The organism is Pseudoalteromonas sp. K222D (assembly GCF_017653575.1).
In the GTDB taxonomy this organism is placed as follows: domain Bacteria; phylum Pseudomonadota; class Gammaproteobacteria; order Enterobacterales; family Alteromonadaceae; genus Pseudoalteromonas; species Pseudoalteromonas nigrifaciens.
On record NZ_JAGGDL010000044.1, the window covers coordinates 1 to 21,870 of the forward strand.

Consider the following 21,870-nt stretch of genomic DNA (forward strand, 5'->3'; position numbering starts at 1 on the left):
GCGTACACAGCGCGAAATACAGTGGTAGTATTTTGTATCGACCAAACTAACCTGACGTTTTCTTGCGATAGCCATGTGACACCCTGCTTAATTATTGCACTAACCAGAGCATAGTTAATTACACTGATATTACAAATATTAAGGTGGGTGTCTGTTTAATATCTCTCCATACCGACCAACTTTAAAAGCCTTTTAAATAACCAAAATCAATTACTTCGCAACACGCTCAGTTACTTTATTGCTACCTTTCCTGAATTTAAAAAATATACAGTAACCTAGTCTGGCATGCAGTTTCCGCTATAAACCACTTTGCTATATTCACCTGAAAAATCACTCATGCTTACCGAATTTATTATAAATGCACTTTTGCTGATCAGCCATTGACCGTCTCTTTGCTTTTCAAATTCGTCGAGGTAGTAGCCACCTAATTGCACATGGAGCTTATCTTTGGTGTTGATACTTTGAAAGCGAAGGTTAATTTTAGTCTTGGCTGTATTGTCGGTGACTTCTAAAAAAACCGGGTTTTGCGCGTGATGCATATCAACTATATGGTCGTGGCAACCAAGATCTTTAAAAACAGCCACAAAATCTTCTCGTCGATTAAATTGGCCAATGTGACCAAAGTTAATATCTACTTCGCCGCTAATAAAGCAATTAGTTACCAGCTCAGGTTGTTTTTCATCGCAGGCATTTAGGTAGCGATATTTCAATTCTAATATTGATTGCTTGTCTTCTAGTTGCTGTAAACGTTGCTCGGTAGTCTTTATATATTTCATAGCAGTCCTTTGTTTTTTGGTTGATTTTTAAGCTAGGCTTTTATACTAAGGCTTTACATGCTAATTTCAATACAAATATATCTTTATTACTAGTACGACTACTATCGAAACTAAATTGAGCTGGTTAGCCAATTTAACCTTTAGTACTTTTAATGTGTCATCTTTTTAAATGAGGGAATCCATGCAACAGGAAGAAGCAAAAGTTGCCATTGTAACCGGTGCTAGCCGCGGTGCAGGCAGAGGCATTGCCTTAGCTTTAGGTAAAAAAGGCATGACAGTTTATGTTACTGGCCGCAGTATAAAAACAGGCTCAGTTTTAGGGTGGGATGGCTCGATATTACCCGGAACAGTATATGAAACTGCTGAGCAAATTAATCAAGCAGGTGGTATAGGTATTGCTGTGGTGTGCGATCACAGTGACGATGCACAAACCGCCGCATTGTTTGCTCAGGTTGAAAAAGAGCAAGGCCGATTAGATATTTTGGTTAATAACGCTGCATTTATTCATGATCAATTAGTTGAACAAAAGCCATTTTGGGAAAAAGAGCTTGATGCGGGTAAAATTTTAGATGTAGGTTTACGCTCTGCTTACGTGGCTAGTTGGCATGGCGCAAAACTAATGGCTAAGCATAACAGTGGCTTAATTATGTTTGGTTCATCATTTGGTGCTAGTTGTTATATTCATGGGCCTGCTTATGGTGCACAAAAGGCGGGCCTTGATAAGCTTGCTCATGATATGGCGGTAGACTTTAAAGGCACAGGTATGCGTGCTGTATCTATTTGGATGGGGCCACTCTTAACCGAACGTTCGGCCATTATAGGTAAACTAGATAAAGAGCAATACCAGCAGTTTATGGCAACCGCAGAGTCACCAGAATTTATTGGTGATATTGTTTATGCTATTGCTAATGACCCTAAAGGTGACGAGCTTAACGGGCACACTGTAATTGCTGCCGAAATAGCTAAGCATTTTAATATTACCGACAGAGAAGGTTTGCAGCCACCATCTTATCGCGAAATGTTAGGTTCGCCGAATAAGCCAAACCCTGCCATTATTTATTAATAAGTTATAGATGAGGCTGTTGAAGTTGATAGCGCCTATAAACCTTAAATAAGCTTATAGGCTAAAAACAAAATAAACGCCGCTTTAATTTAACAGTTTAAATTAAAGCGGCGTTTTAACTATTATAGTTAATGCTTGCGCCCTACACCATTACGTACCATGTCTTGCCCTGTTTGGAATACGTTTTCTGTAATCATGCGTGCTAAAAGTAGCTTTTGATTATCGTCAAATACTGCTACAAAGCGGCTGCCATCTGCGTTATTTGTTGCCATACCAATGCCTGCAACACCTTTTAAGCCAAAACCACCGCTTTCTACATTAAGTAAAAAACTTTCAAGGTCGGCTAGGTTATCAATTACACTTTGCTCTTCACTCATTTTTTATAACTCTTTTAATCATGCTCCGCGTACTGCAAAGCTTAGTAATACAATATGCTCGCTATTTTATATACTCTTGGTAGAAACTTAAACCTTTTCGCCAACAACACTGCATATCAATATAAGTGCTACACTGTGGCCTGGTTATTATGCTAACTGGCAAACTATGAAAGACTGTAATCAATGCGGTAAATGTTGTATTAAATACGGCGATGGCGACTTGAGTGCTACCCAAGAAGAAATTGATTTATGGGAAGTATTTAACCCTGAAATCTTTGAATTTGTTAAAAATAATGAAATATGGTTCGACCCTAAATCGGGTGTAAGACTAAGCAGGTGCCCTTTTTTAGAGATTGAGCCTAAAACAAACCCACTAGCGCAAAATAAATACACTTGCAGTATTTACTTAGACCGCCCCGAAGACTGTCGCCATTATCCGAGCCTAATAGCTGAAATGATCAGAGATGAGTGTGAAATGATTGAAATAACTGATCTGTCGCAGCCAATAAAAGCGCAAATAAAACTAGATTTTATCATGCGTGATAGTCGCCCCGCTGGCTACTAATTATCAATACGGCCAATGTAGTTTTATAAACAATATTTTGGCCGTTTTAATTAAACACGTTCTAGTAAGCTTTCAGAACTAAAATGTACTCACTGCAAGTTCTAAATGACTGATAGCACAGCCATATTGATCCTTATTAATACGATGATACGCAGTGTTAGCTTGTACACTTAAGCTCAATATAAACTGATCTTGTTGGGCAACTGTACTTTGTTCTTGGCTTAAGCACATAGCTTGAATAAGTGAGCGTAATTTTGCATTCGTTAATATAGAGCCAAATCGTTGTAGCGGTAATGCTGGTATTTTAATACTTGCTAAAGCTTTATTAATGCTGCGCTGGCTTAGGGTAAAATTTTCATTTGCAATATCAATAACGCTGCCTGCAGGCCAGTATGAGTAGTTATAATGCTGATTACCTTTTGCTTTTAAATATACCACACCACTTTTACCTATTACGGTCATTAAGTTACCTGTGGATGACTTTATAACGACTAATGCCGTGGCTTCATCAATACCAAAACCAAACTTTTGCTGTGTTTTATCAAGTACTGTTGCCAACCTTAATGTACGGTTTTGTTCACTAAAGTGAGTATCGATCATGCCATAATTAAATGTTGCAAGGCCACCAGCAAGATTAAACATAGAACTATCGTTAATATCTGCCTGTAAAGCCAAAAGGCTCGATCCTTTAGTAATTGTAGCTATGTTACCACTTGTGTTTTTGCCACCGCTTTGAATAGCCGCCCCCGCGCCGCTACCTATAACAACAGGGCGTGTTTGCAATGCTTTAGTCCACGGGTAAGCTTGGTTGTTTTCATCAAACAGTACGCTGCGCGTTAAGTCTTGCTCGCCATTATTAAAAATCACTCCTGTACTGTTATTTATTAGCTTTACCAAGCTATTAACGCCATTACTGCAAAGGGCATTTTCTGCTTGGATGCGATCGGGATAAATAGCCTCACGGTTATACAAGCGCATTTCTGATTGCCTATATTGTGGTAATTTTTCACAGGTGTTTGTAGTAATTGCTTTAACTAATGCAGGGGTCAATGCTAACCATTGGCTGTTTACACTTGCCGTGCTCAATAAACCTTGAGTAAAATCGGCAGCAGCATAAGGGTCTCGGCTTGCTGCTGTAATTGCCAACACACTTGGTTGCTCGTTAGCTACCTTTAAACTACCCGTTATAAATTGCAGTATATTGTTTATAGCCGGTTCATTATTCAAACTAAGGTTAACTTGCTCCGCTAATCGCTGCCCTTGAGAACTCAACTGAGGCACTTCAAGCATATCCATAACAAAATGATACTCTTGCTCCGATAGGCTATTAAGCTGGGTATTATCAATATCGCGCCAGTGCCATAACAGTGCAGGCTTAGTTATTGATGTTGATGATTTAGCCTTTATCGCAAGTAAAACTTTAACTGTACTGCTTTTAACTTCTTGATTAGTACTCGGCCACTGCTGAGTGATTTTTTTAACTTTTTCAGCCGTAACGCTAAATAAATGCTCTGCTTTACCCGCTATTTGGGTGTTTTTATCGCACTGTTGCATGTTTAAACTACTGCAGCTACTTAGCTCGCTACCAACTAAAATTAACGTTTGGCTTTGCTCTGCGGCCGTTAAACTAGCACAAAACGTAATGCTTAATAACACAGCTAAAAAGCGGACCAATTGTTGTTGTCTATAATGTGTAAATGCATGCGTCATGATATAACCCAAATAAAAAGTGGCTTGTAATTACATCATGTTAATTTTTAATAACTTGGGCTGCAACTTTATATCTTAATCTAGCTCTAGGGTTAAGCTAATAACGCGCCGTATCGCTTTGTTTAGCTAAAGATACTAACTACCTAAAGCGGTTAAAGACTAACTAAACAAAATTAAACACGCTGTTTATTGAGCCGGTGTTTTGTTTAACTTATGCTTATATTTTAGGCAACCCGAGTATGGAATATGGATTTTTCTGCTGAAGAAATAGACTTTTTATCTGACTTATTTAAATCCGATCAAAAACCTGCATTACCTCATGAGCCTATGTTAACCATGCAAAGCAGTGTGCCTGTTAGTATTGCGCAGTTACTTAGCAATGCCAATTTAACTCTACTGGCTGAGGTTGCCCATTACCAACTGTGGTTTCCGCTACACTTAAAAATTAATAGCTCCGGCACAATTACACCTACTTTAAGCGCTCCTGAAGTTATTGATACTAAAGGCACTCAACGCAGTTGGCGCTGGAGCCATTTAAATATTAAAAGCCAAGGCTTTTGCATTGAATCAATTTCAAGCACAGGTGTATTTTTAAAGCCCACCGGTAAACACAAAAACCTATCAAAAGTTCAACACGTAGAATTTACCCTACCAAATAAAGAATCTGTATCTATGGATATTGAGCCTGTCAGGCAAAGCAAGCATGGCCTTGCAGCTAAAATAAAACACATTCATACTGGTAAAGAACAATTAAGAGCTTATTTATTTGCCGAACACCAACGTCAATACGCTAATTTATATCAGCATGAACCATTAATTAACTCACCAAGTTAGCGCTTAACAACAGCCTCTGGTTACAGTCACTGCATACTATTGCTTTTTGTTATTTGCTAAACAAAGTAGATGCAATATGAATTGGATAGTTGTCATTTATTAATTCTTTAACAAATAACGACGGCTGTTTAGCATCGGCAATTAAGTAAGCCTTATGTTTTGCTCGGGTAAGCCCCACATATAATAAACGCCGCTCTTCTGAATAAGCAAAGGTGTCTTGGCTAGGTAGTAAAGCCTCCAGCAGCGGATTATTTTGCTGACTGCTCGGAAAGCCAAACTTCCCCTGCTCTAACCCTATAATAATACAGCAATCTGCTTCTAACCCTTTGGCGCTATGCAGGGTTAAAAATGCTACGTTTGCACTTTTTTGTTGTGAGGCTAAATGCTGTTGCACTTTGTTGAGCGTATAACGATAACGGCTCAATACAGCAATACTCGCGTTTGCATGGTGTTTTTGAATAGTATTGATAGTTTGCTGGGTTTTTAGCTCTAACGACTTTTTACCTTGGTACACGTCATCTAATAAAATAACTTGAGGCTCAGCCACTTGTGTATGAGTAATAATGAGCTTTTTATACTGCTCAGGGTTTTGCATAACAAAACGCCCCGCTACGTCACTTATACTATTGTTATACCTAAATGTTTTTTGCAACAACGTTAACGAATGACTACCCACTAACTCATTAAAACGTGTGGTAAGTGCTAAGTTACCACCAGAAAACCGATAAATTGACTGCCAGTCGTCACCTACAGCGGTAAAACGCACCTTATGACCATGCTTAATTAAACTGTTTAATAAAGCCATACGCGCAGCAGAAATATCCTGAAATTCATCCACTAAAATATGCTGCCATGGCACATTCACTTGCTGCTTATTTACAGCCTGAGTAGCTTGTAAAATCATATCGTCAAAATCAATACAGTTTTGCGCAATGAGTTGCGTTTTATAAGCGCGATGCATAGCAATTAATAACTGCGCGGCCGCACTGTGATGATTAGTGCTTTTTTGATTGCTATTAACTTGACTCGTATTTAATTGATTGGTACTTAGATGAACAGTATTTAATTGATTATTTTGGCGCTTAAGCCGCTGAGTAATTTCGCTATCGGTTAACTGTTCAGCCCTTATAGCTGCTAAGCATTTTAAATATTTATCAACCTCATGCTTAAGCTGCCCTGAGTCTTTTAATATTGCCAGTACTTGCGTAGCATTAAACTTACTTTTATGAGTATCGCAGGATACTAAAGGCTTATCGAGCATAGCAATAAAGGCGCTTAATAATACCGGTTGGGCTTGTACTTGCTCACTTAGCCATGATGTTAGCCAACTCGACAGCGCGCCAAAATCACCTACAAAAGGCGATATGTTGCAACCTTTACCTGCCTGCTGTAGCAGCTGCAACCCTAACGCATGAAAAGTTAAAACCTCTGGTGACTTGCTTGATAATTCAGCCTGCTGGGCGCGTTTAATAAAGCGTGTTTTAAGCTCTTGCGCCGCTGTTTTATTATAAGCAAGTACCAGTATTTGCTCAGGCATTGCTTGTTTTGTGGCAATTAGATCAAGTGCTTTGGCTACCATAACTGAGGTTTTACCGGTACCTGCAGCAGCCAATACTAAATTTTTATCGTTATTGCGTATTACAGCAAGACGCTGCTCATTAGTTAATGGGTTTGACTCCACGTTATTATAAAAACCAGCTCGTTGAGCAAGTTGCTTGCGCTCATATTTATTACGCAGTTGTGCAATAGCATCATTCTTATTTTTTGCACTGGCCAATACCGATAAAAACTGGCTACTATTTGAAGGTAAATACCCTTGCCACACATTGCGGTTTTGCTGATAGCGCTTGCTCAGTGAAAACACCTCAGCGCTTAAAATTGTGGTATTACTGTCGCGTAAATACTCATCTAACGCAGTGCGCTTTAATAAAGCTTTAGCATTATTTATTTTGTGTTCAAGCGCTTGCGAAAAATATTGGTTAATTGCAATGTTTAGTGCTTTTGCCTGTGCTTTGTTTAAAAAGCTAATAGTAGTATGAGCACTATTTTCACCTAGAGTTAAATTAATTTTGGCGCTAAATATCCGGTTTTGCAACTGCGAAAAATCGTTAAAATCCTTGATTAAAAACGATTGCTTAGTCGCATTTTTAAACTCAATCACTAAGCTTTCCTGCTCAATACTGAGTAATTTAATACGGGTGAAAAAACGGCCTAACCAACTAGGTGTGGCAAAATACTGCGCCATAATACTCAATATCTAAGTAGGTAATAAAACAATTGTAACATACTCTTTTATAATACATTTAATTTAACAACTTACTATAACTGAGCTTAGTAAATAACTAATTTAAAAAATTAAAACAGCTGTTTATCGTTTTAATTTGCGCCTTATTTTAGTCAGCGTTAAGCTGTGCCTTTATTTACTAATTATATTAACTGCATTTGCTATATAGCCTTGCTATAAGGTTAATTATAATTATTATTAAAGGTTTATTATGACTAACAGCACATATCCTATTGGCACACCTGGCACTAAGTGGAATAACAACGATAAAGCCGATTGGTTAACCCGCCAAAATATTAAACGCAGCTATCAAAATGAAGTAGTAACCCTCATTAACGAGCTCAAAGATGCGCTTAATGTAGAACAATATGGCGAACTAAATTACGTTGCAGGCAAATATCCTTTATTTGTTTTAAAAACCGCTGACTTTAACACTAACAAACCTACCGTTTTAATTACCGGTGGTGTACACGGCTACGAAACTAGTGGCGTACACGGGGCGCTTAGGTTTGCAAAAACGGCAGCGCAAAAATATAGTCAGTATTTTAATATTGTAATCGCACCTTGTATTAGCCCTTGGGGTTACGAAACGATAAACCGCTGGAACCCAGAAGCCATTGATCCTAACCGCTCATTTTATGAAGGTAGCCCAGCGCAAGAGTCGGCGGCGATTATGGCGTATGTAAAATCCCTTGAGTTAGATTTAATTGCTCATATTGATTTGCACGAAACGACCGACAGCGACAACAGCGAGTTTCGCCCGGCACTAGCTGCACGCGAAGGCACAGTAAATACTAATTGGAATATTCCCGATGGTTTTTATTTAGTGGCCGATAGCACTAAACCTGAGGCTGCATTTCAAAAAGCCATTATTGATAGCGTAGCAAAAGTAACCCACATTGCCCCAAGTGATGAAAATAACCAACTTATTGGTGTGCCACAAGAGCAATTTGGGGTGATCAACTACGCTGCTCGCGAATTAGGTTTATGTATGGGCTTTACCAATGCACCTTATGTAACCACCACTGAAGTATACCCAGATAGCCCTACAGCAAGTGACGAAGAATGTATTTTGGCACAAGTAGCCGTAATTACGAGCGCATTAGATTACATAATTAATCTGTGATCTGGGTTTAAATATATACAATTAATAATCCTATTAAAATGCCCAAGTAGGTAAACTAGCTTGGGCATTTTTATACTTTTAATTTTTATAAAAGTAACTATCTTTCGTTATGCTAATGCTCGGATCTTCTTCTGCAAAAATAATAAATTTAACTTTACTTACCTTGTTTGAAATATCAAAGCCATCTGCAGTCACCGTTACGGGTATACGCCTCATCATTCCAGGTTGAATTAGTGTTGTATCTGGGCTAGTTAATTTAGCCTCTGCTAAGCCTGATATAGCAATAGTGTAGTGCAATGTTTGTTGGGTTTTATTTATAATGGTTAACGTATAAGGGTTTTCTACTAAACCCTCATAATTTACTCTGTACAAGGCGCCTCTATCGCGCAGTACCGAGGCTTCAATTGGTGTTCTTTGTGCCACCCAAGCAAACATAGCTACAATTAGCATCAAGGTCAAAACACCATATCCAACCAACTTAAGCCTAAAAGGGTTGGTTTTTTTACCCGCCATTTGCTCTCCACTAGCGTATTTTATTAGCCCTTTTTCATAACCAAATTTATTCATAGTATCGTCGCAAGCATCAATACATAAGCCACAGTTTATACATTCATATTGCAAACCATTTCGAATATCTATTCCAGCTGGGCATACCTCTACACATAAATTACAATCTACGCAGTCACCTAAGTTAAGTGCTTTTGGGTCGGCCTTACGTTTACGTGGGCCACGGTTTTCACCGCGTGCGCTATCGTAAGTAACCACGAGTGTATCTTTATCAAACATAACCGATTGAAAACGCGAATACGGACACGCCACAGTACACATTTTTTCACGTAAAAATCCTGCGTTACCATATGTACACAAAGCAAATAAAAACACCCAAAAGCTGGTAATACCCGACCACTCAAAAGTAAGCATTTCTAAGTACAATGTTTTTGCGGGTATAAAATAAGTTAAAAATGAAGTGGCAGTTAATAGTGATAGCACTAACCAAGCACTGTGTTTAGTAAGCTTTTTACGCCATTTGGTAAAACCCCATGCAGATTTATCAAGCTGTATACGCTGATTACGTGTGCCTTCAACGCGTTGCTCAACCCATGAAAACATCAACATCCAAATAGTTTGAGGGCAAGTATAACCACACCAAACGCGGCCTAACCAGTTGGTTACAAAAAATAGCGCAAAGGCCCCCACCATAAACAACATGGCTACAATAATAAAATCTTGCGGGAATAAAGTTAAAGTGAAAATAGTAAACTTTTGCGTTGCTACATCTAATAGCACCGCTTGTTGGCCGTTATATTGGATCCACGGTATTGCAATAAACGTAAGCATTAATAACCAGCCTAAGTTACGGCGTATACGCTGAAAAAAGCCTTTTTGCTCACGTATATAAATTGGCCCTTCGCTTTTGTAGGGCTTGATGATCATATCTTCTTCTTTAATATCAAACTTCATAGTACTTACTTAATCATAACGGATGTTAGTTAAGTATTTGCAACTTTCAGACCAAGCTGAAAGTAAAGGCATTGCATTGATATTTAAGTGATTTACTTATTATTAAAAACCTCAAACTCGCGAAATAAAGCGATCCTCGCGATATATCACGAGATCTTGCTAATCCCTAACTTGTGCATTTTAGAGCGTAAGGTACTCTCTGGCATACCAAGTTTTGCAGCGGCACCTTTACTCCCCGATATTTGCCAAGCCGACAGCTTAAGCACAGTAATAATATGCTGTTTTTGCATTTCATTGAGCGTTAATGCTGGGTTTATAGTACTTTGTGATATTGCTTGTAATGGCTGACTTAATTGTAAAACGGCTTGCTTAGATAAAATGGCCTCGCGCTCTAGTACATTTTGTAACTCTCTAATATTGCCTGGCCAGTCATAAGCTTGTAGTTGAGAAATTGCCTTATTACTTAATCCCTTAAGCTGCTTAGTTAAACGTTTATTTAACTGCACTATTAAATTACTACATAAATAAGGAATATCTTCCTTGCGCTCTCTCAGCGCTGGCACTTTTATAGGAAATACATTTAAGCGATAGTATAAATCGATTCTAAAACTGCCTTTTTGCACCATTTCCCATAGATCGCGGTTAGTTGCTGCAATAACGCGAATATCTACCTTTAATGTATTGCTTGCCCCAACACGTTCAAATTCTTGCTCTTGCAACACTCTAAGCAACTTACTTTGCGCTTCAAGCGGCAGCTCTGCTATTTCATCTAAAAATAAGGTACCTTTGTCGGCTAGTTCAAAACGCCCTTTACGGCGCTCATTAGCACCAGTAAACGCGCCTTTCTCATGGCCAAACAGCTCTGACTCTAATAAGCTTGGCGTAAATGCTGCGCAGTTCACTTTTATAAAGGGCTGTTTATTACGCTTACTTAATCTGTATAGGTTTCGGGCAACCAGCTCTTTACCTGTACCATTTTCGCCTAAAATAAGCACTGTGGTATCGGTTTCGCTCACTAACTTAATTTGCTCTAACATGGTTTGAAACACGTGGCTTTTACCTACTAAGCCAGAGTCTTGCCAATCTTCGTTTAATTCTGCTATTAAATAATTATTTTCATCTTGTAACTGTTCACTCAAATGTTTTACTTGTGCAAGTGCATCTTGTAATGCATTTTGTGTTTGTTGCTGCTGAGAAATATCGCGAAATACCGCTACCGCACCTATCAATTCATTATTTCGATAAACTGGTGTCGATGTGTACTCAACAGGGAAAGAGCTGCCATCTTTGCGCCAAAAAACTTCGTTTTTCACTTCACGGCGTTTACCGTCAAACATGGTGCAATATATTTGGCATTCGTCGGCTGGATAAGGCGTGCCATCGCCATGAGTATGATGATGGTATTGATGAATTTTTTTACCTAATAGTGTCTCTGCACTCCAGCCCGTCATGCGCTCGGCCGCAGGGTTAACAAACACGGCATTACCCGACAGATCAAAGCCATAAATTCCTTCGCCCACTGCGTTGAGTAATAAACTAGGATCGTTTAAAAATTGTTTTATCATAAAATAGCCCTCGCGAAATATCGCGATCATTATGACAATTTAATTCAAAAAGTGCACTGCAAAAATTATTATTAGTAATTAATAGCGCTGGAGGAAGGGAGTGACAATAGAATTACGAAAATACAAAAATTTATGACAGAAAACAAAGCCTAGTTACCTTATTACGCTAACTAGACTTTATTTACAACTAACTTAAAGGCGTGGAACCAACTTTATAGCGCCTGCAACCACTTTCATATCAAGTGGTAGTTTACTTAGCAAGGCCATTTTAGGATCGTTCATATTTAGCTCATACACTGGGTTTACAGCTAAAAAGCGGTTAATAATATCCATAGCTTGTTCGTCTAGCGCACCTAAATTACCTTTAAAACCACCAGCATCAACACTCGAATCTAGTAATTTTATATTACGTAAAAACACCGCTTTTTTCTCGCTGTCGTAAAATGGGCTACCTTCTATTTGCAGCTTTAAGCGTACTGGGTATTTTAATGCAAAAGCACTAATGTTAGCGCTTGAATCGGCGCCTAGCACTACAACATCACGATTTTCTGGACCAATATTTACACTCACATCGTTTACATCAAACTCTACTGGTAATCCCATTAAACTTACCTGTTCGCTTAATTTAGGAAGCTGTTTTGTTAATAACGACTCCACGTCGGCGTTAGTAAATGAATAAACAGACATTCCTTGTGTAGCGTTACATGCAGTTAAAAATAATGCGGCAATAATAAATAATATTTTCATAAAAAACTCTCTAAATTATTATAAGTGATGGGTATAAAAAAGCCGCTTACGAGCGGCTTTTAAAAGAGTAATACTCTATTAGGTGTAACTACACTAAGCTGTAAAAACAGCCTTTAGCCGTGCTAGTGTGTCAGCATCAACTGAACCTTCACTGAGCGCTAACAACTGTTTTAAATAATAGCTTATATCTGCATGTTCGCCACGATGCTTATCATCTAACATGGCAACTTGCTCTGCCATTCTTTGCATTGCATCATTACTACTTACATTAGCTAAAATTTCCATTCTAGTGAGTAACTGTGCGCTACTAAGTGATGTTTTAAGTGCAGCTTGGTACTGGCTCGGTATCGCTTCATTATTTTCAAGAGCGTTAAATAAGGCCACTAAATTAGCTTGTTCGGCTTTGCTCGTTAGCCCTGCAAGCTTCTCTTCTATGGCGCTAAGTAACGACGTTACTTTTGGCGATAGTGACTTAAACTGGGTATACCCTTTAACTTTAGTTTCTAAGTCGTGTAATTGCGCTTTTTCGTTAATTTGACCCAGCGCCAATTCAAGTTCGTTAAGCTCAGCGACTACTTGCTTGTCGTTTTCGCTTTGATCTAACTTTTGCTGTTCAAACTCGCTGCTGCGTTTAGTAAAAGTTTCGTCGTTAAATTGACGAAATTTTTGCCATAAGGCATTTTCAGCTTTTAAGCCGGCAAAGCCAATTGCTTGCCACTGCTGCTGTAATTGTTTTAGCTCTTGGCATGCTGCTGCTAGGTCATCACTTTGTGATAATTGCTGCGCTTGCTCTACTAATGCATTTTTAAGTGCAGCATTACCTTTATGAAACGCATTTAACGCCGCTAGCACACGCTGCTGCTCGTTTTTATAACGATCGTTTAATACACGGTACGTTTTAGGGTCAACTTTACCCACACTGCGCCATGCTTTGTTTAAACGATTGTATTGGCTTTCAAACTGCTTCCAATCAAAACCCTGCTCGTCAGTTGCGAGTAAGTGCAGTGCATGCATGTCAGCAATAATACTTTCGCGCTGCGCTTTTGACGCTTCACGTTGTACTTCTTGCTCTGCAAAATAGTTACGGCAAGGTGCAAACAATAATTCGATTTTTTGATCAAATTGCTCACCTTGTTGCTTTTCTTCGTCTGTATCTAAGCGGCCAAGCTCATTCCAACGTTTACGCAACACTTTAACTTGATCAGCCCGTTGCTGGGGATCTACGCACTCCTCTAAAGCGAGCGTGCTAACTTCTTCAAGTAATGCTTCGCGCTTTGGTGCTGCAGCATATTTTTGCCAATCTTTGGCGTCAGCTAGCTGCGCTTCTAAATCGGTTTTTAAGCTTACAAGTGGTTGCTGATACTGCTCAGTTAAGGTATTAAATAACTCTTCAAAGCCTTTAAACACACCAAATGCAACGTTAAAACGACCTTCTTCTATTAGGCGCTTTACATCACGGGCTTTGCGTTTAGCTTGGCTTTGATTTTTTTCAAGCGGTTTTATCAACTCGTTCATTGGCACTAAAAATTGCTTTTTATGCGCATTAAGTTGTGTTTTAAACGTACCTTGCAATGCACTATCTAATATATTTAGATGATTACGCGCTGCTTTAAAACCACTATTAAATGCAGCTAGGGTTTCGTCGTATTGGGCTAAATCGGCTGCTGGTTTTATTTCACACAGTGCAGTAAATGCCAGCTTATAATCTTTAATAGCAGACGTTAGCTCAGGTAATTTAGCTACTTGAGTAAATGACTTTTCTAACTTATTAATAACCTGCTTTGATTGCGGGTTATTGGCTAACTCTGTTTCATTTATTGCTTGTTGAGCCTGCGCTACTTTTGCATCAAGCCAATCTTGCTGAATTTGCTCTGGCGTTTCTAGGCCAAGTTGTAATGCATTTTCAATTTCTTCACTTAAAGCTTCAAGCGTTGCTAATGCCAACAGTTGACGCTGTTGTAGTGCAAGTAATTGCTGCTCTTTATCGTGCTCACTGCGAAGCTGTGCAATATGGGCATTTAGCTTTTCGGTAATTGTGCTGTACTTTTCGTTTAACAGTTTTACTTGCTCAGTGCTAAGCCATTTAAGCTCTAAGGCTTGCCATTGCGCCATTAACTCACCGGCTTTTGGGTTTACTAATGCAAAATCATTCTTATCGCGCAGCGCATTTAGCTTAGCTAAAATAACACGGGTTTCCCCCTCAACTTGCGCTGGCATTTCAATTGCTAAACGCTCGTTTTCTAAATGCGTGTTAAGCGCTGTTTTAGCACTGTTTTGTGCATGCTTTAATAATGGTTTAGTTAACTGGTGGGTAATAACCAGCTCAACTAGTTGCGCTTGTAACTCTTCGCTGCCCTCTTTAAAGGCTTTTTCTATTAGTTTAGGGTTTCCTAGGCGCTTTAGTAACTTAACCCGCACTTGCAACTCTTTTTCTGCAAAGGCAAGTTTTTCAAGGGTTTTTACTGGTGCAAAACGCTCTATATATTCGCTTTTAATTTGCGGCGACAGTGTACTTTCGCTACTTAAAACTGCGCTAGATATTTGTTGTTCAGCAATATCTTTTAATGCTTGATCTTGTTTATAGGCTTTCCACCACAGTGGCAAGTCGTTTACTTTTTGCAGTGCCTTACGACGAATTTCTGCTGAGCTATCTTCCAGCGCTAAAGTGCTTAAAATTATTGCGTCGCGTTGTACATCTAACTTTTCGATTGCGTCTAGACGTATTTGCAGCTTTGGGTGTTTCCATTTTGGCGTAAAAAGGTGTTTAAAGATCATGTTCACTAAACCTAGCTATTTCGTTATCTGAGTTAAATTCTTTTTGCAGTTGTGCTTTTGTTTTTTGCACCATTTCGCCATTTGCACCAATAGTAAATTGCTCATTCGATTGAGCAACTTTTGCTTGATACAACATAACTAACTGCACTGTTTGCTGTTTTTGTTCATCTGATAAAGGAGTGCCATCTGGCCATTTGCCAGTTGCTGCTCCGTATTGCAAACGTTCAAATAATTCTGGGGTAATATTTTGTACAAGATTGTCGATATTCATGTCATTTTTTCTTTTTTAGAGTCACTAAAATAATACGATTAATAAGGTACCAAATACACCCCACGCCAATAGCGATGGTGTAAGCATACCACTGAGGTGTTTTTTCTTGCGGTTGTAAGAAGTACAAACAGAAAAAACCGCCTAAAAATAGGATAAGTGCTAAAAATGAGTGAGTTATAAACATTTGCTGTTTTTTAATTCGCTGCTCACGTTGAAGCTGTTGAACTTGCTCATTATTTAAGTCGGCAACGTTACTTTCGCAATGCGGACATTGCGCGTGTTTATCTGATATTGATTTGGCACATTTAGGGCAACGGATAATCGCCATACATCTCTCCATACTACGCATAAAAAAAGCGCCTTGCGGCGCCTTTATTGTACTTGTTTTATTTCTCGTTGTCTTTTTTGAATTTGACCCAGTAGTCATCTACCGATTCTTTCATCTCTTTACGCAATAACATAATGCCAATTAAGTTAGGTAGTGTCATTACAACAATAGCCACTGCCGCTAACTTCCATACCAAGGTAGTATCGGCGAACGATGCCCAAAAGAATGCAGCCACATAAAATACGCGATACGGCATTACTGAGCGATGCCCTAATAAGTAAATCATTGCGCGATCTCCATAGTACGACCAAGCAATGGCAGTAGAGAACGCAAACAGCAATAAGCCTATTGATACAATGTACTGGCCACTATCGCCAAAGTAACCACGTTTAAAAGCCTTGGTAGTTAGCTCTGCTGAATGTACCAATGATTTGCCCACTAAACTAATGCTGTCATCTGTTGGCATGCCATCTATTACTTCTACAACACCTGTGTATTTGTGCTTTTCAGTAATACCAAAGCGTACATCCTCTGCAATTGAGCGTGAATGTAGTACCGTAAAACCTGTACTCAATGCCTCACCATTAACCACTTCAATATTGCCGGTAAACGTCTCTATATTACTTTTTTGACCATTAAGGTATTTATAGAGGTCTTCGCGCTGTGTTTGGTTTTCTTCTGTGTAATCGCCTTTAATAATACTCATAGCCGAGCGCTCAAAATGAGTTTGAAATTTTTCATTCCACACCCCCGAGGATAAAATAACCAACCCCGTAAGCGTACAAATAATAATGGTATCGATAAACGGTTCTAGGATAGATACTATACCCTCTGATACTGGCTCATCAGCTTTTGCCGAAGCATGCGCTATAGGCGCAGAACCTTGACCCGCTTCGTTAGAGAATAAACCACGGTTTACACCCCGGTTAAACGCATAAGCAAATGACGCCCCCAAGAAGCCACCTGCGGCAGCAGAGCCAGAAAATGCGTCCATAAATACAGCAGAAAATGAAGGACCGATGTTTTCAGCGTTATAAAAAATAACAGCCAGAGCACCAATAATATAAATAGCCGCCATTAACGGTACTACGCGTGATGTAATTGCTGCAATACGCTTAATGCCGCCTAATATAACCAAGGCAAGTAAAATAGATAACACTGCACCTGTGGCCATAGGCGCAAAACCAAAGGTGGCTTCCATACCTTGTGCAATATTATTAATTTGTGGCAGGCTGCCTGTACCAAACGAGCTAATTACAGTGGCTACGGCAAATAAAATGGCCAGCCATTTCATGTTAAGGCGTTTATCCATGTAATACATTGGGCCGCCAGACATAGTGCCATCTTCAGTTTTTTCACGGTATTTATGCGACAAGGTAACTTCTACAAACTTGGTAGTCATACCAAAAAATGCGGTCATCCACATCCAAAACAACGCCGCAGGCCCACCAATTGATATAGCCAGTGCTACGCCACCAATATTACCTGTGCCTACTGTGCCCGATAGTGCTGTAGCAAGTGCTTGAAAGTGAGTGGTATCCCCTTCTGTATCTTTTTTATCAAACTTACCCGAAACAACTTGGCAAGCATGTTTAAAATACCGTATTTGGGGAAATTTTAAATAAATAGTAAAAAATAAACCAACCCCTAATAACACATAAGGAAACCATACTGCTCCTCCTAACATGCCATCTAGGCTATCTAAAAGTTGTCCGAATGCATCCACGCTAAATTCCTCTTATTATTTTATTTTGAAATTGCTGACTAAACATTCGTTAAGCCACAGTTTATTGTGCCGTTGCGCACTTGTTATTTTTGTAAGTGTTGTAACAAAAAAGGGCAACATTTTAATGTTGCCCTTACCTTATACTAATTTATCTTAATTTATCAACGACATTTACGATAGCCGCCAAAGTATCTTGGCCAAATTGATATGAACGACGATCTGACCAACCGTAATCTGGGTCGGGTAAGTCGTTATTATCTTTAAATGGCATTTCGACTGTATAGGTAAGCGCCTTAAATTCTTCTGCTGTTGCAGATGAACCTACTGTAAGGTTAGCTTGGCCTGGCTCGTCTTTAGGGTAGCCATGCTCGTCTTGAAACTCAGGAGTAATGGTTAACAAAGCAGCTTTAAAGCTATCTTCTAGATCTTTTAAGCGCGCATCATAACTTGGAATGCCTTCACTGCCGGCTACAAAGTTATACGGGATTGCTTCATCACCATGAATATCAAGGTGCATATCTAGGCCTGTTTCACGCATTTTATTAAGCACTAAATAAACTTCTGGGCTATTTTCCATGCTCGGCGTTTGCCATTCACGGTTTAAGTTAACGCCTTTAGCGTTAGTACGTAAGTGCCCACGAGCACTACCATCTGGGTTCATGTTTGGCACAATATAAAATACTGCTTTTGATAGTAATGCAGCAGCATGCGGGTCTTCGTCATCAAGTAGTTTGTGAAGTATTCCCTCTACAAACCACTGCGCCATTGTTTCACCCGGATGCTGGCGAGCTGTGATCCAAATGTTTTTCTTATCTGCACTTGGCTCACCAATTTTAAGTACGCTCATGTCGCGGCCATCAAGGGTTTCGCCCAATGTTTCTAATTGGCAAATTTGCTGGCTTTGCGCCCACGTAAGTAAATCTAAATGACGCTCATAGCTATATGGTGCAAAATAAGCAAAATAAACACTGCCGCACTCTGGCTCTATTTCAAAGCTTAATGTGCCATTTTCGTAGCTTGAAGGTACACGAAACCACGTTTGACGGTCATACGATGCAACCGCCTGATAATCTACCCAGCCATCTGGATAAGCTGAATTTTCGAGCTTGTTTATATTTAGCTTATGTAATTGGTAAGGGGTTGTTTCTAGGCGAAAATGAAACCACTGATAAAATTCAGACTGGAAATCGTTATTAATCTCTAACTGGATATTTAATGGATCGGTGGCTTCAATAACCTTAATATTACCACTATCGAAATTGCTACTGATTTTCATGACAAAAAACCTATAAGTTGACTAAGTGTCTCTGGACTGCATAAATAGCCAGGATGTAAGTACGCTGCGATTAGCCGTATCTAATGTATAAAGCGTACCATAAGCGCTGCGCTTTAAAAATATTGATAATCAAAAAAGCCAGCAAATGCTGGCTTTTGTATAACGACTAATAAATTAGTGAGGTAAGCTTGGGAATGCCACTTCGGCCATATCGCGCATACAACGTACCACTTGGCAGCTGTAACCAAATTCATTATCGTACCAAACGTAAAGTACAATACGGTTGTCATCAACAATAGTTGCTTGCGAGTCAACCACACCAGCGTAACGACTACCTACTAAATCGGTAGATACGATTTCAGTAGAAGCGGTGTAATCAATTTGGTCGCGCAGGTCTGAGTGAAGTGCGGTATCGCGTAAAAATGCATTTAGCTCTTCTACCGAGGTGCTCTTTTCTAAGTTTAGGTTCAAAATAGCCAGCGACACGTTAGGTGTAGGTACGCGAATTGCGTTACCCGTTAGTTTGCCCTCAAGCTCTGGTAGTGCTTTTGAAACCGCTTTTGCAGCGCCTGTTTCAGTGATTACCATGTTAAGTGCAGCAGCACGGCCACGGCGGTCTGCTTTGTGGTAGTTATCAATTAAGTTTTGGTCATTAGTATACGAGTGAACCGTTTCTACGTGACCATTTTTAATGCCAAACTTATCGTTTAATGCTTTAAGTGTTGGTGTAATGGCATTAGTTGTACAGCTTGCTGCACATACAATTTTGTCTTCAGGTAAAATATCTTTGTTATTTACACCATATACGATGTTTTTGATATTACCTTTAGCAGGAGCCGTTAATAGTACTTTAGCAGCGCCTTTACATTCTAAATGCTGACCAAGGCCTGCTTCATCTTTCCAAATACCTGTGTTATCAACAATAAGTGCATTGTCGATGCCGTAGGCTGTGTAATCTATTTCGCTAGGAGAGTTAGCGTAAATAACCTGGATGTAGCTACCATTAGCTTTAATTGCATTACGTTCTTTATCAACAGTGATAGATCCATTAAATGGACCATGAATTGAATCACGACGTAATAAACTGGCACGTTTTTCAAGGTCGCCATCTTTACCACCACGTACAACAATTGCGCGTAGGCGTAAGTCAGCATAAGGACCTGATTTTTCAATTAGTAGGCGTGCAAGTAAACGGCCAATTCGACCAAAGCCATAAAGCACCACATCGCGTGATTCTTTAGCTGGTAAATCAGCAATTTCAGCGAGCTCATCTTTTACAAACTCTTCAACAGAACGACCGTTTGCAGCATCATTATACAAATAGCTATAAGCAAGCTTACCAATATCGATACGTGCAGAATTTAAATCCATTTTGCTAATCGCTTCTAAAAATGGGAAGCTTTCACGTAAACGTAATTTTGTACCTTCAAACTGCGCAACTGATTTGTGAGATTTGATAATTTCAATTGGGCTTGCATTTACAAGTGGGCGGCCATAAACAGCAATTTCGATACCACGACTACGATAAAGCTTACCAATGATTGGTTGCATGCTTTCTGCGTAACCTTGGCGTTCTTGCCAACTATTTGTGTATTCTAACTCGTGAGATGAGGTCATTTTATTTACCTAAGTTAAACATTTTTGAACGGATAGCCCTAGAGCATTTAACCATCAAAAGTTGAAATGATTTCGACCCTGATAAGTCAACGCACTCTAGTGACTTCCCTATTCTAATTTAATCTTGCTTTATTCTCTACTGTTAGAGGCTAAATGATTGCGTTAGAATAACATTATATTAATATATTTAAGGGTTGAGGATGGTTATAAGACTAATAGTAGTGCTTGGAGTACTCACCTTAGCCGGATGTGAAAAGCCACTAAGCTTGGCCCAAGTATGTAAAGAAACGCCCGGTTTTTGCAACGATCTAAATAAAGATAATCATTGTCGGGAGCAGCGTTCTAACACTATTTTGCAGCGTTATATTGAATATAAGCACCCAACTGATGAAAATAAATATCAGCTACTTAAAGAGTTTGAATCATATAATCAGTGTATTACGCTTGCAGCTAAAATTGAGCATATAAAATTAAAAGAAAAAAAGACCTCTCGTGTAGAAGGTAAATTAACCAGTATTAAAGAAATGACGCGATTATATCAAGATACTAAAAGTACTAATCACCCAGGCTTACTTTACTATCATTGGTCGCGTAATAACGATCAGCGAGCACTGACTAAATTTTTAGCTTTGGAGCATGATGAAAGGGTGACAACAAGTGCTGAAATGCAACTTTTTTTGGCATCGTATTATATTAAATTTGATGATGATAAAACGATTGATTTGCTCTACAAAACATTAGAACTTAATAAAGCACAGCAAATACCTGATCCCGAGGTGTTTACCTCTTTGGTCAGTTTGTTTTATAAACAACAAAATTATAAACATGCTTATGTTTTTTCTAAAGTTGCGCAGATGTCGGGGATAGAAAACGTTGATATATTTGCTGTAGAGCAGCAATTGGCAAGCAGCAGAAAAAATCTTGATAGTTTAGATTCATTAGCGCAACAAACTTTTCAGCAAATTCGCGCTGGTAAGTTTGTATCACCTAGGGAGTTTTAAGTAACCTAGGCGTAGTTAAATAAAACATTAATAATAAAAAAGGCAGCTTACGCTGCCTTTTTTATATTACTTTGCTTTACTTGTACCCACTTCTACTCGGGTTTTAAGTTTTTGCCCAGGTCTAAAGGTCACAACGCGACGCGCCGAAATAGGAATATCTTCCCCTGTTTTCGGATTACGTCCCGGTCTTTCTTTTTTATCACGAAGATCAAAATTACCAAATCCAGAGAGCTTAATCTGCTCGCCTTTTTCAAGCGCTGAGCGGATTTCTTCAAAAAACGCTTCAACTAAATCTTTGGCATCTTTTTTATTGATCCCGAGTTTTTCAAATAGGTGTTCAGCTATGTCGGCTTTAGTAAGCGCCATAT

Annotated in this window: 19 protein-coding genes and 1 pseudogene; 5 read left to right on the forward strand and 15 right to left on the reverse strand. The window is 39.1% G+C overall.

Annotated features, from left to right (window positions below; genetic code table 11):
* Together J5X91_RS15695 and J5X91_RS15700 are read right to left on the reverse strand one after the other, a co-directional pair.
* A pseudogene (locus tag J5X91_RS15695) lies at positions 1-75 on the reverse strand (Mobile element protein); the annotation flags it as partial.
* Between the two features lie 200 nt (positions 76-275).
* The gene (locus tag J5X91_RS15700; protein ID WP_208835201.1) at positions 276-776 is read right to left on the reverse strand and encodes a nuclear transport factor 2 family protein; all 501 of its coding nucleotides are present in this window, start codon (positions 774-776) and stop codon (positions 276-278) included.
* A gap of 181 nt (positions 777-957) precedes the next feature.
* Between J5X91_RS15700 and J5X91_RS15705 the strand changes: the two genes are divergently transcribed.
* Positions 958-1,839 carry an SDR family NAD(P)-dependent oxidoreductase gene (locus tag J5X91_RS15705; protein ID WP_208835202.1) on the forward strand — a complete coding sequence of 294 codons (882 nt, stop codon included), beginning with the start codon at positions 958-960 and terminating at the stop codon, positions 1,837-1,839.
* 128 nt (positions 1,840-1,967) lie between these two features.
* On the opposite strand, the gene J5X91_RS15710 is transcribed toward J5X91_RS15705, so the two are convergent.
* Positions 1,968-2,216, reverse strand: coding sequence for a hypothetical protein (locus tag J5X91_RS15710; protein ID WP_011328558.1), 249 nt, complete (start codon positions 2,214-2,216; stop codon positions 1,968-1,970).
* Positions 2,217-2,382: 166 nt separating this feature from the next.
* On the opposite strand from J5X91_RS15710, the gene J5X91_RS15715 reads away from it, so the two are divergent.
* Positions 2,383-2,781: a YkgJ family cysteine cluster protein gene (locus tag J5X91_RS15715; RefSeq protein WP_086994494.1), complete on the forward strand. Its 399-nt coding sequence runs from the start codon at positions 2,383-2,385 to the stop codon at positions 2,779-2,781.
* Between the two features lie 78 nt (positions 2,782-2,859).
* On the opposite strand, the gene J5X91_RS15720 is transcribed toward J5X91_RS15715, so the two are convergent.
* Entirely contained in the window at positions 2,860-4,491 is a 1,632-nt protein-coding gene (locus J5X91_RS15720; RefSeq protein WP_041454481.1) for a cyanophycinase, read from the reverse strand.
* A gap of 246 nt (positions 4,492-4,737) precedes the next feature.
* Here J5X91_RS15720 and J5X91_RS15725 point away from each other — a divergent pair, with 246 nt between their 5' ends.
* Positions 4,738-5,325, forward strand: a complete 588-nt coding sequence (locus J5X91_RS15725; protein ID WP_089368506.1) for a hypothetical protein — start codon at positions 4,738-4,740, stop codon at positions 5,323-5,325.
* 49 nt (positions 5,326-5,374) lie between these two features.
* Here J5X91_RS15725 and J5X91_RS15730 read toward each other — a convergent pair whose 3' ends face one another.
* Entirely contained in the window at positions 5,375-7,570 is a 2,196-nt protein-coding gene (locus J5X91_RS15730; RefSeq protein WP_208835203.1) for a UvrD-helicase domain-containing protein, read from the reverse strand.
* 250 nt (positions 7,571-7,820) lie between these two features.
* On the opposite strand from J5X91_RS15730, the gene J5X91_RS15735 reads away from it, so the two are divergent.
* Entirely contained in the window at positions 7,821-8,735 is a 915-nt protein-coding gene (locus J5X91_RS15735) for a M14 family metallocarboxypeptidase (RefSeq protein WP_182684512.1), read from the forward strand.
* Positions 8,736-8,813: 78 nt separating this feature from the next.
* Here J5X91_RS15735 and ccoG read toward each other — a convergent pair whose 3' ends face one another.
* The 9 genes from ccoG to J5X91_RS15780 all read right to left on the reverse strand — a co-directional run bounded on the left by ccoG (position 8,814) and on the right by J5X91_RS15780 (position 20,501).
* Positions 8,814-10,196, reverse strand: a complete 1,383-nt coding sequence (gene ccoG / locus J5X91_RS15740; protein ID WP_208835204.1) for a cytochrome c oxidase accessory protein CcoG — start codon at positions 10,194-10,196, stop codon at positions 8,814-8,816.
* Between the two features lie 146 nt (positions 10,197-10,342).
* On the reverse strand, positions 10,343-11,761 hold the full coding sequence (locus J5X91_RS15745; RefSeq protein ID WP_208835205.1) for a sigma 54-interacting transcriptional regulator: 1,419 nt from the start codon (positions 11,759-11,761) through the stop codon (positions 10,343-10,345).
* Positions 11,762-11,953: 192 nt separating this feature from the next.
* On the reverse strand, positions 11,954-12,508 hold the full coding sequence (locus tag J5X91_RS15750) for a DUF1439 domain-containing protein (RefSeq protein ID WP_011328566.1): 555 nt from the start codon (positions 12,506-12,508) through the stop codon (positions 11,954-11,956).
* A gap of 93 nt (positions 12,509-12,601) precedes the next feature.
* The gene (locus J5X91_RS15755) at positions 12,602-15,283 is read right to left on the reverse strand and encodes a DUF349 domain-containing protein (protein WP_208835206.1); all 2,682 of its coding nucleotides are present in this window, start codon (positions 15,281-15,283) and stop codon (positions 12,602-12,604) included.
* Positions 15,273-15,554 carry a DUF1315 family protein gene (locus tag J5X91_RS15760; RefSeq protein ID WP_011328568.1) on the reverse strand — a complete coding sequence of 94 codons (282 nt, stop codon included), beginning with the start codon at positions 15,552-15,554 and terminating at the stop codon, positions 15,273-15,275. Before J5X91_RS15760 ends, J5X91_RS15755 begins: the two co-directional genes overlap by 11 nt.
* A gap of 1 nt (position 15,555) precedes the next feature.
* Complete coding sequence (locus J5X91_RS15765; protein WP_011328569.1) at positions 15,556-15,882, reverse strand: hypothetical protein; 327 nt, start codon at positions 15,880-15,882, stop codon at positions 15,556-15,558.
* A gap of 58 nt (positions 15,883-15,940) precedes the next feature.
* A complete protein-coding gene (locus J5X91_RS15770; RefSeq protein WP_011328570.1) occupies positions 15,941-17,608 on the reverse strand; it encodes an AGCS family amino acid carrier protein in 1,668 nt (555 codons plus the stop codon).
* 148 nt (positions 17,609-17,756) lie between these two features.
* The gene (locus J5X91_RS15775; RefSeq protein WP_011328571.1) at positions 17,757-18,884 is read right to left on the reverse strand and encodes a M14-type cytosolic carboxypeptidase; all 1,128 of its coding nucleotides are present in this window, start codon (positions 18,882-18,884) and stop codon (positions 17,757-17,759) included.
* A gap of 174 nt (positions 18,885-19,058) precedes the next feature.
* Entirely contained in the window at positions 19,059-20,501 is a 1,443-nt protein-coding gene (locus tag J5X91_RS15780; RefSeq protein WP_011328572.1) for a glyceraldehyde-3-phosphate dehydrogenase, read from the reverse strand.
* Between the two features lie 200 nt (positions 20,502-20,701).
* On the opposite strand from J5X91_RS15780, the gene J5X91_RS15785 reads away from it, so the two are divergent.
* Positions 20,702-21,502, forward strand: coding sequence for a DUF2989 domain-containing protein (locus J5X91_RS15785; RefSeq protein WP_089368513.1), 801 nt, complete (start codon positions 20,702-20,704; stop codon positions 21,500-21,502).
* 66 nt (positions 21,503-21,568) lie between these two features.
* On the opposite strand, the gene ihfA is transcribed toward J5X91_RS15785, so the two are convergent.
* Positions 21,569-21,868 carry an integration host factor subunit alpha gene (ihfA, locus tag J5X91_RS15790; protein ID WP_011328574.1) on the reverse strand — a complete coding sequence of 100 codons (300 nt, stop codon included), beginning with the start codon at positions 21,866-21,868 and terminating at the stop codon, positions 21,569-21,571.
* Between the last annotated feature and the right edge of the window lie 2 nt (positions 21,869-21,870).

Excerpts from the sequence above, each read along its gene's own strand:
- J5X91_RS15700 (WP_208835201.1), bottom strand. The coding sequence starts at position 776 with ATGAAATATATAAAGACTACCGAGCAACGTTTACAGCAACTAGAAGAC.
- J5X91_RS15730 (WP_208835203.1), bottom strand. The coding sequence starts at position 7,570 with ATGGCGCAGTATTTTGCCACACCTAGTTGGTTAGGCCGTTTTTTCACC.
- ccoG (WP_208835204.1), bottom strand. The coding sequence starts at position 10,196 with ATGAAGTTTGATATTAAAGAAGAAGATATGATCATCAAGCCCTACAAA.
- J5X91_RS15710 (WP_011328558.1), bottom strand. The coding sequence starts at position 2,216 with ATGAGTGAAGAGCAAAGTGTAATTGATAACCTAGCCGACCTTGAAAGT.
- J5X91_RS15715 (WP_086994494.1), top strand. The coding sequence starts at position 2,383 with ATGAAAGACTGTAATCAATGCGGTAAATGTTGTATTAAATACGGCGAT.
- J5X91_RS15780 (WP_011328572.1), bottom strand. The coding sequence starts at position 20,501 with ATGACCTCATCTCACGAGTTAGAATACACAAATAGTTGGCAAGAACGC.
- J5X91_RS15785 (WP_089368513.1), top strand. The coding sequence starts at position 20,702 with ATGGTTATAAGACTAATAGTAGTGCTTGGAGTACTCACCTTAGCCGGA.
- J5X91_RS15720 (WP_041454481.1), bottom strand. The coding sequence starts at position 4,491 with ATGACGCATGCATTTACACATTATAGACAACAACAATTGGTCCGCTTT.
- J5X91_RS15725 (WP_089368506.1), top strand. The coding sequence starts at position 4,738 with ATGGATTTTTCTGCTGAAGAAATAGACTTTTTATCTGACTTATTTAAA.
- ihfA (WP_011328574.1), bottom strand. The coding sequence starts at position 21,868 with ATGGCGCTTACTAAAGCCGACATAGCTGAACACCTATTTGAAAAACTC.
- J5X91_RS15745 (WP_208835205.1), bottom strand. The coding sequence starts at position 11,761 with ATGATAAAACAATTTTTAAACGATCCTAGTTTATTACTCAACGCAGTG.
- J5X91_RS15735 (WP_182684512.1), top strand. The coding sequence starts at position 7,821 with ATGACTAACAGCACATATCCTATTGGCACACCTGGCACTAAGTGGAAT.
- J5X91_RS15750 (WP_011328566.1), bottom strand. The coding sequence starts at position 12,508 with ATGAAAATATTATTTATTATTGCCGCATTATTTTTAACTGCATGTAAC.
- J5X91_RS15775 (WP_011328571.1), bottom strand. The coding sequence starts at position 18,884 with ATGAAAATCAGTAGCAATTTCGATAGTGGTAATATTAAGGTTATTGAA.
- J5X91_RS15705 (WP_208835202.1), top strand. The coding sequence starts at position 958 with ATGCAACAGGAAGAAGCAAAAGTTGCCATTGTAACCGGTGCTAGCCGC.
- J5X91_RS15760 (WP_011328568.1), bottom strand. The coding sequence starts at position 15,554 with ATGAATATCGACAATCTTGTACAAAATATTACCCCAGAATTATTTGAA.
- J5X91_RS15755 (WP_208835206.1), bottom strand. The coding sequence starts at position 15,283 with ATGATCTTTAAACACCTTTTTACGCCAAAATGGAAACACCCAAAGCTG.
- J5X91_RS15765 (WP_011328569.1), bottom strand. The coding sequence starts at position 15,882 with ATGGCGATTATCCGTTGCCCTAAATGTGCCAAATCAATATCAGATAAA.